The organism is Rhizobium sp. FKY42, from assembly GCF_005222835.1.
Classification (GTDB): Bacteria; Pseudomonadota; Alphaproteobacteria; order Rhizobiales; family Rhizobiaceae; genus Neorhizobium.
The window spans coordinates 57,656-72,105 of sequence record NZ_STGA01000002.1 but is presented as its reverse complement, the minus strand read 5'-3'; the positions used below and the strand labels follow the sequence as shown (position 1 = coordinate 72,105).

The following is a 14,450-nucleotide window of genomic DNA, read 5'->3' as shown; positions in this document are numbered from 1 at the left end:
GGAATCTGATCAATGCTGATGCAGCCCCATATCCTCTCCGAAACCCTTTCGCGCGTGGCAGTCGGTCTGGCGCGCCTCAAGGGTATGAACGATGCCGCCGCAGCGCCGGAAAATGGCTATGAACTCCAGTTCGATGAGTGGGACTGGGAAGTTGGCGTCGGGATCTACGGTCTTATTCGCCATGCAGAAGCCGTCGGCGACAAATCCCTCATGGAAGCGATCGCCCGCTGGTACGACTGGCAGATCGGGCGTGGGCTGCCGCCGCGGCAGGTTAACTCCTCGTCTCCCATGCTTCCTCTGGCCGTGTTGATCGACCATGTGGACCGACCTGATTTCGAGGCGCTGGTCAAAGATTGGGCCGATTGGCTGATGACAAAGCTTGCCCGCACGGAGGATGGCGGTTTCCAGCATGTCGTCAAAGAGCGAATGAATGACGGCGAGTTGTGGGACGATACGCTGTTTATGACATGCCTGTTTCTGGCCCGTGCCGGTCAGCGATTTGACCGTCAGGACTGGATCGAGGAAGCCTTTTACCAGTTCCTCGTGCATGAGCGCTTCTTGGCTGATCCGGTCACTGGGCTCTGGTACCATGGTTGGACCTTCAATGGACGCCACAACTTTGCAAACGCCTTCTGGGCGCGCGGCAACTCATGGATTACCGTTGCCATTCCGGAGCTGCTGAGCCTCGTCAAGTACGTGCCCGAGCATATGAAGCGGCACCTTACCTATGTGCTGAACGCGCAGGTTCGTACCCTTGCCCAGCACCAGCGTCCTAACGGCATGTTCTGCACGCTGGTCTGCGATGCCAATTCACCGGAAGAAACAAGCGCCACCGCTGGTATCGCCTATGGCATCCTGCGCGGCATCGATCTTGGTATTCTGGATGAGGACCTGAAGCCAGTGGCACGCAGGGCACTGGCTGCAGTGCTCGAACGGATCGATGAAACAGGCATTGTGCTGGAGGTTTCGGACGGGACGCCGATGGGCCACACGCTGGACTTCTACCGCCAAATCCCCAATGTTCCGGCTCCATACGGTCAGGCGCTCGTCATGCTTCTGCTCGTGCGGGTCATGGCCGAAAAAGACGGGCTGGAAGGATAGTACGAGAAAGAGCGGTCAAAGCTCCCGGCTCATGACCGTGTAGGCGATGCCGCTTTTTTCAAACACATCGCCTTCGGCGGTAAACCCTTGCCGAGCATAAAAAGGCAAGGCGCTGACTCTAGCATCGCACCAGATGCGGCGCTCGCCCTTTGTGCGCGACCATTCGATGGCATGGGTGAGGAGTTGCGTCCCAACTCCTTTGCCCTGCCAGTCAGGCAGTGTCGCAAACTTGCGGAAGCGGGTTCCCGTCGACGTTTCGAACAAGGAGATGACGGCGACAAGCGCGCCGTCGATCGATGCACCGAAATGCGTTCCGTCTTCATCCTCCGGTAGGATAACGTCCAATTTGGTCTTCTCGGGCCAGAGAACCGCATGGCGGATATCAACGGTCTTATCGGCCGATATCCGCTCTATTTCCAACAGGCCTTGCTTGGTCATTTTCCTTGAATTCAAGCTGCGTATCGCGATGCCGCGAGATCCTTGGTCTCGATCTCAGGCGTGCGACCACTGACGATATCGGCCAGTACTTTCGCAGAGCCACAGCTCATGGTCCAGCCCAGCGTGCCATGGCCCGTGTTGAGATAGAGGTTGCGCACTTTCGTGGCACCGATGACTGGCGTACCATCCGGTGTCATAGGGCGCAGACCCGACCAGAAGCTTGCCTTCGAAACATCGCCGCCGGGGAACAGATCCGTCACTGAATGTTCCAGTGTGCGACGACGGGCATAGCCGAGATCATTTGTGTAGCCCGAGATTTCTGCCATGCCACCGACGCGGATGCGGTCACCCAGGCGGGTGATGGCAATCTTGTAGGTCTCGTCCATCACGGTTGATTCCGGTGCGCGGCTTTCATCGACAATTGGAATTGTCAGTGAATAGCCCTTGACCGGATAAACAGGCAGGCGAATTCCATGCGGGTTTACCAGCAGTGGCGAATGGCTGCCGAGCGCGACCACAACGGCATCGGAGGATACGAGACCGCGATCCGTCATCACGCCTTTCACTTCGCCGCCCTGGACGTCGAGCGCCTTTATGTTCACGCCCCATTCAAAGCGGACGCCCATGGAGGTGGCCTTGTCCGACAGGATATTGGTGAACTTGAAGCAGTCGCCCGTCTCATCCTTCGGTGTCAGCAGACCGCCAACGATTTTTTCGCGCACATGGGCAAGCGCAGGCTCGACACGGATGCAGCCTGCCGGATCCAGAACTTCGAACGGAATGCCATCGGCTGCCAGTGCCTTCACATCCTTGGCTGAAGCATCGAGCTGCGCCTGCGTGCGGAAAAGCTGTAGCGTGCCCTGCATCCGCTGGTCATAGTCGACATTGGTTTCAGCGCGCACTTCTGCGAGCGCCAACCGTGCATAATCGGCAAGGCGCAGCATGCGGCTCTTGTTCAGGGCATAACGTTCGGAGGTGCAGTTGCGCAGCATTTGCAGCATCCACGAAATCATCGCCATATCGAGCTTCGGGCGAAGGATAAGCGGCGCGTGCTCCATGAAGATCCATTTCAACGCCTTCTGCGGAATACCGGGTGCAGCCCAGGGAGAGCAATAGCCGAAGGACACTTCGCCAGCATTCGCAAAGCTGGTTTCCAGCGCCGGACCGGGTTGACGGTCGAGCACAGTAACCTCATGACCGGCTTTCGCGAGATAATAGGCCGATGTGACGCCGATGACGCCCGCGCCAAGAATGGTGACCTTCATGATATTCCCCGTCTGCTGGTCTCTGAATTAGGTGTACTGTCTGTAGTAACGGTTGCCGATGGAGGTCAAAATCTCCCAGGAGATCGTGCCTGCCTGTTCTGCAACTTCTTCCAGCGTTTGGTCGGACCCGATGAACTCCACCCGGCTGCCGAGCTTTACAGCGTCTTCCGGCAGATCGGTGATGTCAATGATCGTGCTGTCCATCGAAATACGCCCGACGATCGGAAGCCGCACACCGTCATAGACGAATGCGCCCTTGCTGCTCAGCGAGCGCAGGATACCATCGGCATAGCCAAGCGAAACCGTCGCAAGGCGACGCTCTTCTTGTGCGATGTAGGTTGCGGAATACCCAACTGCCGTTCCTGCCGGAACGGTACGTGTCTGGACCACGGCACCCTCGATCCTCACGACAGGCTCCATCGGTTGTTCCAGCATGTCCGTGGGGCGTCCACCATAGAGCGCGATACCTGGGCGAACCAGTGCGCCACGAAATTGCTCGCCCAGAAATGAGCCGCCGGAATTGCCGAAAGAAACCGGTATGCCGGGGAAGATGTCGGCAATGCGCCTCATCTGCTCTGCCTGCATGGTGTTATGCACATCTTCCGCCTCGTCGGCGCAAGCCAGATGGCTCATGATATAGCGCACGTCGATGTTCTCCAGAAGCTGCGCATCTGCGGCCAGAGCTTCGGCTTCTTCAACGGACATACCAAGACGCGACATTCCAGTATCAAACTGCAGCAGTGCTGGAAGCCTGCGTCCGCTCAGGGTCGCCGTAGCACGCCAGCGGGCAACCTGTTCCAGTGAGTTCAGAACAGGGATGATGCCACGAAGAGCGCAGTCCGTTTCGGAGCCCGGCTGAAGCCCATTCAGCACATAAATCGCGGCATCCTTGGCGAGAACAGGGCGAAGCGCCACCGCCTCACCATATTGTGCAACGAAGAAATCCCGGCAGCCTTCCTGATAGAGCGCGCTCGAAACCTTCTCTGCACCAAGGCCGTAGGCATCCGCTTTCACCACAGCCGCAGCGCGCGCAGGCGAAACAGTGGAAACGATCCGTCTGTAATTTCTCTTTAGCGCCGACAAATCGACAGCGAGATAGCCGGGAGCGCTGGTTTTCTGCCATTCCGTGGATGAGACCATGTCCATCGCTTCTGCGCTCCTCCTGATCTGACGTACTAAATGGTAATGCTTTGATCGTGCATATTGTACGCAATTGTTGCTTGTTTCGTGCGTTTCTGATCAAATCGATCATCGAAACAGCGTTCTCGTAGTGGATTCTGGAATGAGCCAATCGCTCGATGCCATTGATCGCAATATCATACGTCTGCTGAGGCTGGATGCGCGCATGAGCAGCGCGAAGATGGCGGAGTCTGTTGGCCTGTCACCCTCGGCCTGTCTGCGCCGGATCAAACTACTGGAAGAGAACGGGATCATCCGTGGTTATACGGCGCTGATTGGTTCCGGTGAGGAAGGGAGCACAATTGCGGTGATGATCAACATTACGCTGGACCGCCAGACGGAAGACTCTCTCAACCGTTTCGAGGACGCAGTTCGTAAGCACCCCGAAATTCGCGAATGCTATCTGATGACGGGAGATTGGGATTACTTTCTGCGCGTCGAGGTGGAAAGTCCACGCGAGTTCGAGACCATCCACACGGATATTCTCTCGAAGCTACCGGGCGTCACGCGCATTCATTCGAGCTTCTCCATCCGCAACGCCTTGACGGCGCGCGGAAGACGGCGCTAGCCCGATCAGGTAGAGGTCATTCGTGCGTCCACGTGTGAATAGAGGATCTGCTTCAACTGACGAACGGTTGAGGCGTCTGTCCTCAGCATCTCGCGCGATGCGAAATTCAGCTTCACCAGTTGCGTGTCGTACTCGTTGAACCGCACGGAACAGGAGGCATGCAACTCCGTGACCCGTAGGCGCTTCAGAAGCTCGGCAGCATTCTGTGGCCGCACACCGGAGCCCGGCATGATGATGATGCGATCCTGGGCCTGCGTGATGAGTTGCTCCAGCATGTCCATGCCTTCAAGCGCAGTTGGCTTTCCGCCAGATGTCAGAATTCGGGAAAAGCCGAGGTCGATTGCATCCTCCAGCGCTGCCGCCTTGTCACCCACCATGTCGAATGCGCGATGCAGGGTTAGATCCAGGCCTTTTCCGTCGGTGCAGAGCCTTTGCAGGGTTTCGATATCCAGCGTGCCATCGGGCCGGTTTGCACCCAGCACCACGCCTTTGAGATTGGCGGCGCGGGCCGCATCAATGTCTGCGCGCATGATATCGACCTCTTCGTTCGAGAACACGAAGCTGCCGGCGCGCGGACGGATCATGGCGGTCACCGGCACGTTTTGCTTGCCTGCGAGTGCCATCAGTCCAAAGGAGGGCGTCAACCCACCGACGGATAGGGCGGAGCAGAGTTCGATGCGGTCGGCACCACCTTCGATGGCGGCAAACAGCCCCTCTGCGTTATCGACGCAGATTTCCAGAACGGGCGTTGATTGCTGGATGCCGATCATGATCTCTTCCTTGTCTTGTCGCTCTCTAAAACGAACAGCAGTATAATGCCGAAGCTGCCGACGATCGCCCCGAGGATGGAGGCGAACGAGTAGTCTCCGATCCTCGTGCCGATTGCGAAGATTCCCGCACTGAGACCGGCGCTGAGGAAAATGTTCACGGCGATCAGCGAGCTTCCGAGGCCTGGTCTATCCGCAATCAAATCCTGCAAATGGGTGATGGGAAGGCTGATGATCGCCGCTGCCGCCAGCCTTGCCTGTCACGATGAGTGGACGGACAGCATCGTTGATATGCAGCATAGAACAGATCAGCGCGATTGCCATGACCCGCATGGCGATGCGCGGATCCAGAACCTCCCCCAGGGATGCCAGAAATCGCGAGCGTGCTTCGCCGCCCTTGATCTCAATCTTGGGAGCGGAAGGCAGGAAGAAGGCGCCGAGGATGGCAGCCAATGTCGCAATAAGATAGGCCGGAAGCATGGAACTGGCACCAGCCAGCATTACCCCGACAACGCCCGGCATCAGAACCCAGGATAGCGAAATCGTCGCGCGGATTGTGGAATTCACGCCGATCAGTTGGCTGCTTGATAGTCGGGCGGAATTGGCACGTACATTGGCGAACGCATAGACGATGCCAAGGCCAAAGACGCCGAAAAGCGACACGTAGAGAATTGAGGTCCGATAATCGCCCATCCGGTCCGCGAGAATGCCCATCATGACGCTTGCGGAGACGTTTATGATCGCTGCCGCAAACATCAGGGCCGCGTAGACGCTATCGCTCAAGCCCAGCTCTTGAATGCCGATCAGGGTTTGATAGGGCGATGTCGCCGCGCCGGTTGTTCCGAAGAAGAAGATGGCAAGGGCAGATGTTCTGAGGCTTTTGTCTGCCCAAGTCGTTTTCAGCGCATTGCTCACCGTCGATCAATCCACCGGCTTGAATATCTTGCTTCGGCCGTGAACTCGAAATCCTTCTGGAATGGATAGCAAGGTCTCTGGCGACGCTTGTTGGAAATGCGCTCAATGTCCTGATTTATCACTCCATCGGTCAGCGCCATGATGTTCGGATTTGCGATTGGAGCAAGCTCAGGAGACAGATAGCCGGATTTTACGACCAGCAGCCGCACAGCTGCCGGGTTGATGCCGTGGCGCGTAAAGTCCGCTATATTGTGATAGGGGCGACGGCGAGCGGCGAGGATCACGGTAGTTCCTGCAATCCTCACCACAGCCTGACGCTCCGGTTCAGCGCCCGGATCGTCCAAGCTTACCACCTGAGCCTCCACTTCGACACTGGGGCTTGCGGGATCAAGTGAGCCGCCAATCGTAAGCTTGAGTGTGGACCCTGCGCCCATCTTGAAACAGACTTCGACTGCGGGGCGGTCCGTTATGCCGCCGATAACCGCACCTTCAAACTTTCGGGCAAGGAGCGCCTTCAGCACATCAGCACGGTCACCAACGCCGCCGCCGGTAGGGTTATCACCGGAATCTGCCAGAATGACCGGCCGGGTTTCTGTTTTTTCGGCACGATCCAGAACCTCGTCCAGTGGGGCTGTTACCGGCCCAAACTGAAAATCGTTGCGCGCGTTCCAGTAGGATTGAGCGATGGTCGCAGCCGCCTTTCTGGCTGCTGTCTTGTCCGTTGCTGTCACCACGGCGCAGGCCGTCCCACGCGGTTCGTCGGCCCAGACATAGCCGACCATCAGGTTGGCATCCCAAATTCCCTCAAGTGCATCGTGTTCCGGCAGCTTGGCGTAGAGGCTCTTGGCCGGCTCATCTTCCGTTGAAGTCCGCTCGCCGGGAAGCAAAACCGGAACCGGCGCCCAGGCAACGCCCGGTTTTTCTCCGGTTGTCAGGGTGCGGATCAGCATTGACCAGGCGCGGACCATCGTCTCCCGCACATCGATATGCGGTGCTGTACGATAGCCCGCAAAGATATCAAGCTGATCGATGATCTTCTGGGTCACGTTGCCGTGCAGATCGTAACTGGCGGCAATCGGCGTGTCCGGCCCTACCACCGCGCGCGCGGCGGACATCCAGTCGCCCTCCGCGTCATCCATGCCCTCTACATTCATGGCTCCATGCATGGCGAGATAGAGGCCATCCAGTGGAAGGCTGGCCTTCAGCAATTCAAGGAACTCCGCTTTGAATGCCTCATATGTGTGGCGAGCCACCGGACCGCCGGGTACTGCACGAGCATGCAGAAGCGGCAGGTGATCGACTTCATCGGCAGTGAGAAAACTGAAATAGTCGGCGTTCAGAAGATCATCTGCGCGCAGCACGCGGAAATCCTCCGGCTGCATCAGGACTGGTGAGGAAGTGGAGCATTCGGTGTGAATGCCTCCGACGGCGATACGAAGGGTCATCTGGTATAAATCCTCACAGCTTCGGCATGAGCGGGCTTATAGCCGCAAAGCGAAGCCAGTTCTTGCTGTCTTTCGGCGTCCAGCCAGCTTCGGCGATTGCCCCGAGCCGAGGGAAAACCAAGTGGTTGAAATAGTCTCGGTTGAGGAAATGCATCAGACCAGATGCAGGCCTGCACGCCTCGCATGCGAGGGGTGAGTTCAAGTGGGAATTCACCAACTGCTTCATAGGTGTAGGTATGCATCGGCGGCACAGTGCCCATCCAGCTTGCTCCCGGCTCATGAAAGGCTTCATAGCTCTCCTATTTGCAGCATCGCCTGTTTGTGGGCAAGCGCTGTGCCTTCTGCCGGATAGAGCGCGACCGGCACCACTGACGCTGCGGACAGTTTGTAAAAAAGCAGGCCACGGCAGCAGCGAGAATGGCTGGGTAACTTCACCTTTCGGCATGAGAACAGGTGCAGGCTCCGGCGGACGCCCCGAAAGCAGGGTATCGTCAACGCTGACCGGCACATGCGATCCGTCGGAAAGGGTCACATAGGCTGATTTCGCGCCATCGGTCCGATGGCGAGCCGGCCGCCAGAGCGGTGCAACCGTAAAGCGCCAGCTTTCGCCCGGCAGCAGCACGAAATCATCTGCCGGAGCGAATTGATGGAAGTTGGCATTGCGGCGCAGAAAGACTGCGTTGTCACACCGTGGCACTTCCGAATCCTTGATGCGGGTGAGTGAGGTATAGGCAAGCTTGAAACCGCTGAGTGGCGCTTCCGACAGATTGATGAGATTTAAGATGAAGCGGCCGCATGCGTCGCCGTCCACGGGCTCCCAGCCGTTTTCGAGGCGAAAGAGTGGAATGTTCATGATGGTTCGCTTTCTGGATCGCGTCCGGTCCCGGCTCTTGGCTGGCCGGTTTCTTTTCGTGTGATGGATCAGCAATGTTCGGATTGTGAAAAGGTGCGCGCCAGTTCGGCCTGTCCGGCAGTCAGTCCGCAATCGAGGGGAAGAAAAACCCCGGTGATCGCTGCAGCCTGTTCGCTGGAAAGAAAATAGACAGCATTAGCAACATCCAGCGCCGTTGCGATGCGGCGCAATGCGTACCAGCGCTTTGCTTCTTCGAACGCTCGCGGGTTGGCGGCGGCTCGCGCCTCCCAGGCCTGCGTGCGGACCGTTCCCGGTTCAACGGCGTTGGACCGGATACCAAACTTGCCGTATTCAAAAGCCACCAGCCTGGTGAAATGGATGAGGCCAGCCTTTGCCGCGCTGTAAGCTGGATGGCCGAACACGGCCATGCCGTTGACCGAGGCGATATTCACCACTGAACCGTTTGTTGCCTTCAAGGCGTCTTCCAGCGTGCGAAATGTCAAAAAGGCGGCTTCGAGATTAAGCCTTGCATCCTGGCGCCAGATTTCGGCTGTCGTATCATGAAGGGAAACCGCGCGCCGCGCCTGCATTGTTCACCAGCGTTCTGGCCTGCTCGAGACCCGCAATCCGGGCTGCCATGGCGGCAACGCTGTGCTCGCTGGTGACGTCGCAGGCGACCGGGATAAACTTCTCAGTGCCTCCAAGCGACTTCCAAGCATCGTTCAGAGCCGTGGCGTCAATATCCAGAAGAGCGACGAGATCGTGCGCATCCGCCAGTCGATGGGCAATCGAAGGTGAGGCCGCATTGGTTCGCAAGAAATTCGATGGGGGCATCAAGAAACCAGACGGTACGCTGGACGTCATGAAATGGCAGACATTGTACTACTGCCGCCTGCATAAAGGGCGCTAGAAAAATTCCGGTTTTACCGGCTATTTGCCGAATCCTATGGGTTGAACCTTTCTACCGACCGATTGAAAAACAAGAGCAGACAATACTGTGCGTATCTTTACCGCCGCTCTGGCAACGGAAACCAATACACTCGCCCCGATCTGTATTGATCGACGTGCCTTCGAGGAGTCCTTGTATGCGCCTCCGGGGCAGCATCCGGTTACGCCCACGCTCTGCACGGCGCCGATTACTGTTGGCCGCAAGGTTTGCGCGCAGAAAGGTTGGACGCTGATTGAGGGAACCGCTGCCTGGGCGGATCCACCTGGTCTCATCAATCGGCGCGCATTTGAAAGTCTGCGCGACGAAATCCTGGATCAATTGCGTGAGGCAATGCCCGTAGACGCCGTAGTTCTTGGCCTGCACGGCGCCATGGTCGCGGATGGCTATCTAGATCCGGAAGGAGATCTGCTTGCGCGCATTCGGCAAATGGTCGGGCCGGACGTTCTCATTTGTGCCGAGCTCGACCCGCACAGTCACCTGACCGAAAAGCGCTGTGCCGCGGCCGATTTTTTTGTCGTCTTCAAGGGGTTTCCCCATGCGGATTTCGTCGAGCGTGCCGAAGACCTCTGGCGGATTGCTGTTGATACCCTGGAGGGCCGCGTCAGCCCCGTCATGTCCGTGTTCGATTGCCGGATGATCGATGTATTTCCCACCTCACGCGAGCCGATGCGGTCCTTCGTCGACAGACTGCCAGAGATTGAGCAGAGCGATGCTGATGTGCTTTCGCTCTCGGTCATTCACGGCTTCATGGCGGGCGATGTGCCGGAGATGGGGACAAGGATGATAGTGGTGACCAACGGCAAGCGGGAAAAAGGCGAGGCGCTGGCACAGAGGCTCGGGCTTGAGCTGTATTCAAAACGCGGAACGTTCATGATGCCGTGGATCAATGAGAAGGAGGCGGTCGAAAAAGCGCAGGCTAGCACAGTTGGCCCCGTGGTGATTACCGATATGTGGGACAATCCGGGCGGCGGCACCGCAGGCGATGCGACCGTTGTTCTTGCTGAACTCCTTTCGCAAGGTGTGACGAACGCCGCCGTCGGGATGATCTGGGATCCGATCGCGGTCCAGATCTGCATGGCGGCGGGTGAGGGTGCCGAGATTCCGCTTCGTTTCGGTGCGAAATCTGCTCCGGGAACTGGCAATCCGATTGACGGATTGGTCACGGTGGTCAAACTTCAGCCGAACGCCGAGATGAGGTTTGGGGACAGCATTGCGCCCTTTGGAGATGCGGCGCATATCCGGCTGAACGGCATCGACATCATCCTGAGTTCGGTGCGTGTGCAGAGCTATGACCCGTCTCTTTTCACGGCGCTCGGCGTGGATCCGTTAACGAAACATATACTGGTTATCAAATCGACCAACCATTTCTATGCGGCTTTCTCAAAGATTGCATCCGAGATTCTTTACTGCTCTGCCGGGACGCCCTATCCGAACAATCCCGCGGCGAATCCTTATCGCCGCGCCAGACGCGACATCTGGCCGATTATGGCCAATCCGCATTCAATAGAGGCCGCCTGACATGGATTTCGCAAAGCACTTGTCCGCTAAACCGCCGATGCCGAAACCGGGCGACCTGCTGTCTAACCTCTCCACGCCGCTGCCGGTAATCGATGAGGAGATTCTGGCGGCGAACATCGCGCGGGTTCAATCCTATATGGATGCCCATAATCTTGCATTCCGGCCCCATATCAAGACGCATAAGATACCGGCTCTGGCTCGACAGCAGGTCGAGGCAGGTGCGCGCGGCATCAATTGCCAGAAGATAACGGAGGCCGAAGTTTTTGCTGATGCCGGTTTCGAAGACATTCTGATTACCTTCAATATTCTGGGTGAGCAGAAACTGGCGCGGCTTGCGGCGCTGAATGAGCGCGTCTCGGATTTGAAGGTCGCCGCGGACAGTATCGTTACCGTCACCGGCCTTGCCGCTTACTTTACGGGACGCAAACCGCTGACAGTCCTTGTGGAATGCGACACCGGCGGCGGGCGCTGCGGCGTCCAGACAGCGGACGAAGCCGCTGCTCTCGCGCGAGGAATCGTCGCAAGCCGGAGCCTGAAATTCGGCGGCCTGATGACCTATCCGAAGGCGAACACGGAGGATGCCGTCGAGCACTTCTTCATCGCAACCATGGCTTACCTTGCGGTAGACGGGATAAACTGCGCGATCCGCTCGAATGGCGGTACACCCAGTCTTTTCAACGCCCATCTGGTTCCCACAGCAACCGAATACCGCGCTGGGACCTACATCTATAATGATCGATCCATGGTAAGGGCAGGGCATTGCGCTCTGGAAGATTGTGCCATGCATGTTCTCGCGACGGTCGTTTCCCGACCAACGCCAGATAGGGCCATACTCGATGCAGGATCGAAGGCGCTCACATCTGACCTGTTGGGCTTCGCCGATTACGGGCTAATTCTGGAATATCCAGATGCCAAGATCGTCGGCTTGTCAGAAGAACATGCGACGGTCGATTTGTCTCGCGTCGACGGCATTCGCCCGGATATTGGCGAGCGTATACGGATTGTGCCCAACCACACCTGTGTCGTTTCAAACCTGTTCGATACGATGATATTTCATCGAGAGGGCGTTGTTACACGCGTTGAGACTGTTGCGGCGCGTGGGCTCGTCTGGTGAACCACAGGCCGTCGAAAGACGACCGCTGCTCGTCAGACCTGAGTGCTCATCACAGAAATGGCAGCAACGCCGAGGACAAATGCCATCCAGGCGAAATTGATTACAGAAATCTTCCAGTTTGATTTCTCGACGCGAAAAGCGGCCATCTTGTCCTCATCTCACCGCGCTCCGAGGTTGCTGGGGCGGTTTTCTGTTGTCTGAATTTAGGGAACGTCACGAATACCTGTCCGAAACATACTATGTATCGGATCGGTTCCGCTTCGATCGAATTGCAAGCTGAAATTACGTGAGCGGACGATCTGCCTTTAGCGATTGAATCCTGAACGGCACATGAATATTTCGGAACAGGAACGTTTTCTTCGCGTTTGGAACATGTGAAAGCGTGAGGTAAATGCGCCATGTTCCTGTCTTCGTCTCTCTCGGTTCCTTCCTTCTTTTCAACCTCCTGCTGGAAGCTTCATTCGCTGGCTGCCGAATTGCGCTACGCCCTGTCTGGTCAGTTTGATGAGGTGACGATAACGCAGGACGGTCGACATATCGTTTTGACTGGATACGTGGCTTCCGAAGAACTTCGCGGAGAGGTCTGCCGGCTGGCGCATGAACTCGCCTCCGGCGTACCTGTTCTATGCATGCTTGCAGTGCTCACCGAGATAAACATGATGTCTCTCTAATAAAAAGTGGCGCCCGCGAGGGAGGCGGGCGCCGGTGCCTGATGCAGCGTCAACGGTTGGGGGAAGACGCTTTAACGCCTGTATCAGGCAGCAGTAACTTCCGGCATTCAGAACTACGATCCGGTCAGCCATCGTCATGGCCTCCACCTGATCGTGCATGACGTAGATCATGGTGGCTTTCAAATCGCGGTGCAGTTTCGAGAGTTCGATGCGCATGTCTGCACGCAGTGCCGCATCGAGGTTCGACAGCGGCTCATCGAACAGAAAGATCTTTGGCTCGCGAACGATCGCTCGCCCGATTGCGACGCGCTGGCGCTGGCCGCCGGACAGCATGCCGGGTTTTTGCTTCAGCCGCTTGTCGAGTTGAAGGATCTTCGCGACCGTTCCCACTTTCTCGCGGATCTTTTCCCCCGGCAGTTTTTCGACGCGCAGCGGAAACGCAATGTTGCGACCTTCATGATGGTCAGTTCCCCACTGCGTAATTACTTTTTACAGATTGTTTTAGAGATGCGAATTCGTCAACCAACAATCCGAAAATTATCGCTTTGATGAAATTCATTTTCAGAATTCGATCTAGGTGACATTCCCGGAGGGTTGCATGCCGGGCGCGCTGACGACTGTTCCGCTCATTCAACTTTTTGTTAACATTTAATACCAAAAACAGTCCAATCGTCTAGATGAATCTTCTCTATTTGAGTGTTTTTGCGTTCAGCCTAGAAAAATCCGTTTTGAAATAGGATGATAGGATTGAGAGTTCAGTTTCTCTCTGTGTTGCAGATAGAACCAATTGCCTATTTGGAATTTGATTGGTATTGTCTTCTCGATTTTTGGAGTGCGTCTATCGCGGTTGCGGGCTCTTGCTCTTAAACGCCGCGCCTGGAGGAATTTTTGAGTGAAGTGGCTTTGCCTCTTGAGCAGTTGCAGGCGTCAAGCGGCGGGCCGCTGTACGTCAAGCTCAAGAATATGATCGAACAGGCCATGAAGGATGGTCGTTTGAAGCATGGGGACGCATTGCCAGCCGAGCGCGATATCGCGGATGCAGCCAGGATATCGCGTGTCACTGTTCGAAAGGCTATCGACGATCTCGTCGATCAGGGGCTTCTGGTGCGCAGACGCGGCTCTGGCACCTTCGTCAGCAAGCCGGTTCCTCGTATGCAGCAATCGCTGACGCGGCTCACGTCATTCTCGGAAGACATGCGCAGGCGAGGAATGACAGCAGGTTCCCGCTGGCTGGATCGAGGTCTGTTTCATCCGACGCCGGAGGAAACCATGACGCTTGGACTGAGCGGTAATGCCCGTGTTGCGCGCCTGGTGCGCCTGCGTACGGCCAACGACATGCCGATTGCTCTGGAACGCACAAGTCTTCCGGACGACATTCTTCCAGAACCTGATGCCGTCGATAATTCGCTGTATCAGGCACTGTCTGCACGCCGCATCCAGCCGGTTCGCGCCAACCAGCGTATTTCGGCAGTGCTTCTAAAGGAAGAGGAAACGGAATTGCTGGGCGTGCCTACGGGTTCGGCGGCACTCAGCGTTCAGCGTATTGCCTATCTGGATTCGGGTCGGGTGATGGAAGTCTCGACCGCCCTTTATCGCAGCGACGCTTACGATCTCGTCGCAGAACTTACGATCGGCGCCTGAAGGCGCACAGGAATTGAAAGGCCAAT

At 57.0% G+C, this 14,450-nt stretch carries 11 protein-coding genes and 4 pseudogenes; 6 read left to right on the top strand and 9 right to left on the bottom strand.

Features of this window, described 5'->3' with window-relative positions:
- Nucleotides 1–12: 12 nt before the first annotated feature.
- Nucleotides 13–1,101: a glycoside hydrolase family 88 protein gene (locus E8M78_RS00470; protein ID WP_137133184.1), complete on the top strand. Its 1,089-nt coding sequence runs from the start codon at nt 13–15 to the stop codon at nt 1,099–1,101.
- A 15-nt stretch (nt 1,102–1,116) separates the two neighbouring features.
- Here E8M78_RS00470 and E8M78_RS00465 read toward each other — a convergent pair whose 3' ends face one another.
- The 3 genes from E8M78_RS00465 to alr are packed head-to-tail and all read right to left on the bottom strand — an operon-like array spanning nt 1,117 to nt 3,950.
- Nucleotides 1,117–1,539 carry a GNAT family N-acetyltransferase gene (locus E8M78_RS00465; RefSeq protein WP_137133183.1) on the bottom strand — a complete coding sequence of 141 codons (423 nt, stop codon included), beginning with the start codon at nt 1,537–1,539 and terminating at the stop codon, nt 1,117–1,119.
- 11 nt (nt 1,540–1,550) lie between these two features.
- Entirely contained in the window at nt 1,551–2,804 is a 1,254-nt protein-coding gene (locus tag E8M78_RS00460) for a D-amino acid dehydrogenase (RefSeq protein WP_137133182.1), read from the bottom strand.
- 27 nt (nt 2,805–2,831) lie between these two features.
- A complete protein-coding gene (gene alr / locus E8M78_RS00455; protein ID WP_137133181.1) occupies nt 2,832–3,950 on the bottom strand; it encodes an alanine racemase in 1,119 nt (372 codons plus the stop codon).
- Between the two features lie 136 nt (nt 3,951–4,086).
- Between alr and E8M78_RS00450 the strand changes: the two genes are divergently transcribed.
- On the top strand, nt 4,087–4,551 hold the full coding sequence (locus E8M78_RS00450; RefSeq protein WP_137133180.1) for an Lrp/AsnC family transcriptional regulator: 465 nt from the start codon (nt 4,087–4,089) through the stop codon (nt 4,549–4,551).
- 5 nt (nt 4,552–4,556) lie between these two features.
- Here the strand turns inward: E8M78_RS00450 and E8M78_RS00445 are convergent, their stop codons facing one another.
- From E8M78_RS00445 to E8M78_RS00425, 5 genes and pseudogenes are all read right to left on the bottom strand, one after another.
- A complete protein-coding gene (locus E8M78_RS00445; protein ID WP_137133179.1) occupies nt 4,557–5,321 on the bottom strand; it encodes a copper homeostasis protein CutC in 765 nt (254 codons plus the stop codon).
- Nucleotides 5,318–6,233 (bottom strand): annotated as a pseudogene (locus E8M78_RS00440) (MFS transporter). The gene E8M78_RS00445 and the pseudogene E8M78_RS00440 overlap by 4 nt, the downstream one beginning before the upstream one ends.
- Nucleotides 6,230–7,678 (bottom strand): M81 family metallopeptidase, encoded by a 1,449-nt coding sequence (locus tag E8M78_RS00435; RefSeq protein ID WP_137133178.1) that lies wholly within the window; start codon nt 7,676–7,678, stop codon nt 6,230–6,232. The pseudogene E8M78_RS00440 and the gene E8M78_RS00435 overlap by 4 nt, the downstream one beginning before the upstream one ends.
- Nucleotides 7,679–7,691: 13 nt before the next feature.
- Nucleotides 7,692–7,968 (bottom strand): annotated as a pseudogene (locus E8M78_RS23725) (family 20 glycosylhydrolase); the annotation flags it as partial.
- A 631-nt stretch (nt 7,969–8,599) separates the two neighbouring features.
- A pseudogene (locus tag E8M78_RS00425) lies at nt 8,600–9,365 on the bottom strand (SDR family oxidoreductase).
- Between the two features lie 163 nt (nt 9,366–9,528).
- Here E8M78_RS00425 and E8M78_RS00420 point away from each other — a divergent pair.
- The 3 genes from E8M78_RS00420 (at nt 9,529) to E8M78_RS00410 (ending at nt 12,783) form a co-directional block, all read left to right on the top strand.
- The gene (locus E8M78_RS00420) at nt 9,529–10,998 is read left to right on the top strand and encodes a M81 family metallopeptidase (protein ID WP_137133177.1); all 1,470 of its coding nucleotides are present in this window, start codon (nt 9,529–9,531) and stop codon (nt 10,996–10,998) included.
- Between the two features lies 1 nt (nt 10,999).
- Nucleotides 11,000–12,112, top strand: a complete 1,113-nt coding sequence (locus E8M78_RS00415) for a D-TA family PLP-dependent enzyme (protein WP_246658163.1) — start codon at nt 11,000–11,002, stop codon at nt 12,110–12,112.
- Nucleotides 12,113–12,510: 398 nt separating this feature from the next.
- Nucleotides 12,511–12,783: a BON domain-containing protein gene (locus E8M78_RS00410; RefSeq protein WP_137133176.1), complete on the top strand. Its 273-nt coding sequence runs from the start codon at nt 12,511–12,513 to the stop codon at nt 12,781–12,783.
- Nucleotides 12,784–12,794: 11 nt separating this feature from the next.
- Here E8M78_RS00410 and E8M78_RS00405 read toward each other — a convergent pair.
- A pseudogene (locus E8M78_RS00405) lies at nt 12,795–13,230 on the bottom strand (ATP-binding cassette domain-containing protein); the annotation flags it as partial.
- Nucleotides 13,231–13,671: 441 nt separating this feature from the next.
- On the opposite strand from E8M78_RS00405, the gene E8M78_RS00400 reads away from it, so the two are divergent.
- Nucleotides 13,672–14,424: a GntR family transcriptional regulator gene (locus E8M78_RS00400; protein ID WP_137133175.1), complete on the top strand. Its 753-nt coding sequence runs from the start codon at nt 13,672–13,674 to the stop codon at nt 14,422–14,424.
- Nucleotides 14,425–14,450: the final 26 nt, after the last annotated feature.

Coding starts and splice junctions, on each gene's coding strand:
- E8M78_RS00470 (WP_137133184.1), top strand. CDS start 13: ATGCTGATGCAGCCCCATATCCTCTCCGAAACCCTTTCGCGCGTGGCA.
- E8M78_RS00465 (WP_137133183.1), bottom strand. CDS start 1,539: ATGACCAAGCAAGGCCTGTTGGAAATAGAGCGGATATCGGCCGATAAG.
- E8M78_RS00460 (WP_137133182.1), bottom strand. CDS start 2,804: ATGAAGGTCACCATTCTTGGCGCGGGCGTCATCGGCGTCACATCGGCC.
- alr (WP_137133181.1), bottom strand. CDS start 3,950: ATGGACATGGTCTCATCCACGGAATGGCAGAAAACCAGCGCTCCCGGC.
- E8M78_RS00450 (WP_137133180.1), top strand. CDS start 4,087: ATGAGCCAATCGCTCGATGCCATTGATCGCAATATCATACGTCTGCTG.
- E8M78_RS00445 (WP_137133179.1), bottom strand. CDS start 5,321: ATGATCGGCATCCAGCAATCAACGCCCGTTCTGGAAATCTGCGTCGAT.
- E8M78_RS00435 (WP_137133178.1), bottom strand. CDS start 7,678: ATGACCCTTCGTATCGCCGTCGGAGGCATTCACACCGAATGCTCCACT.
- E8M78_RS00415 (WP_246658163.1), top strand. CDS start 11,000: ATGGATTTCGCAAAGCACTTGTCCGCTAAACCGCCGATGCCGAAACCG.
- E8M78_RS00410 (WP_137133176.1), top strand. CDS start 12,511: ATGTTCCTGTCTTCGTCTCTCTCGGTTCCTTCCTTCTTTTCAACCTCC.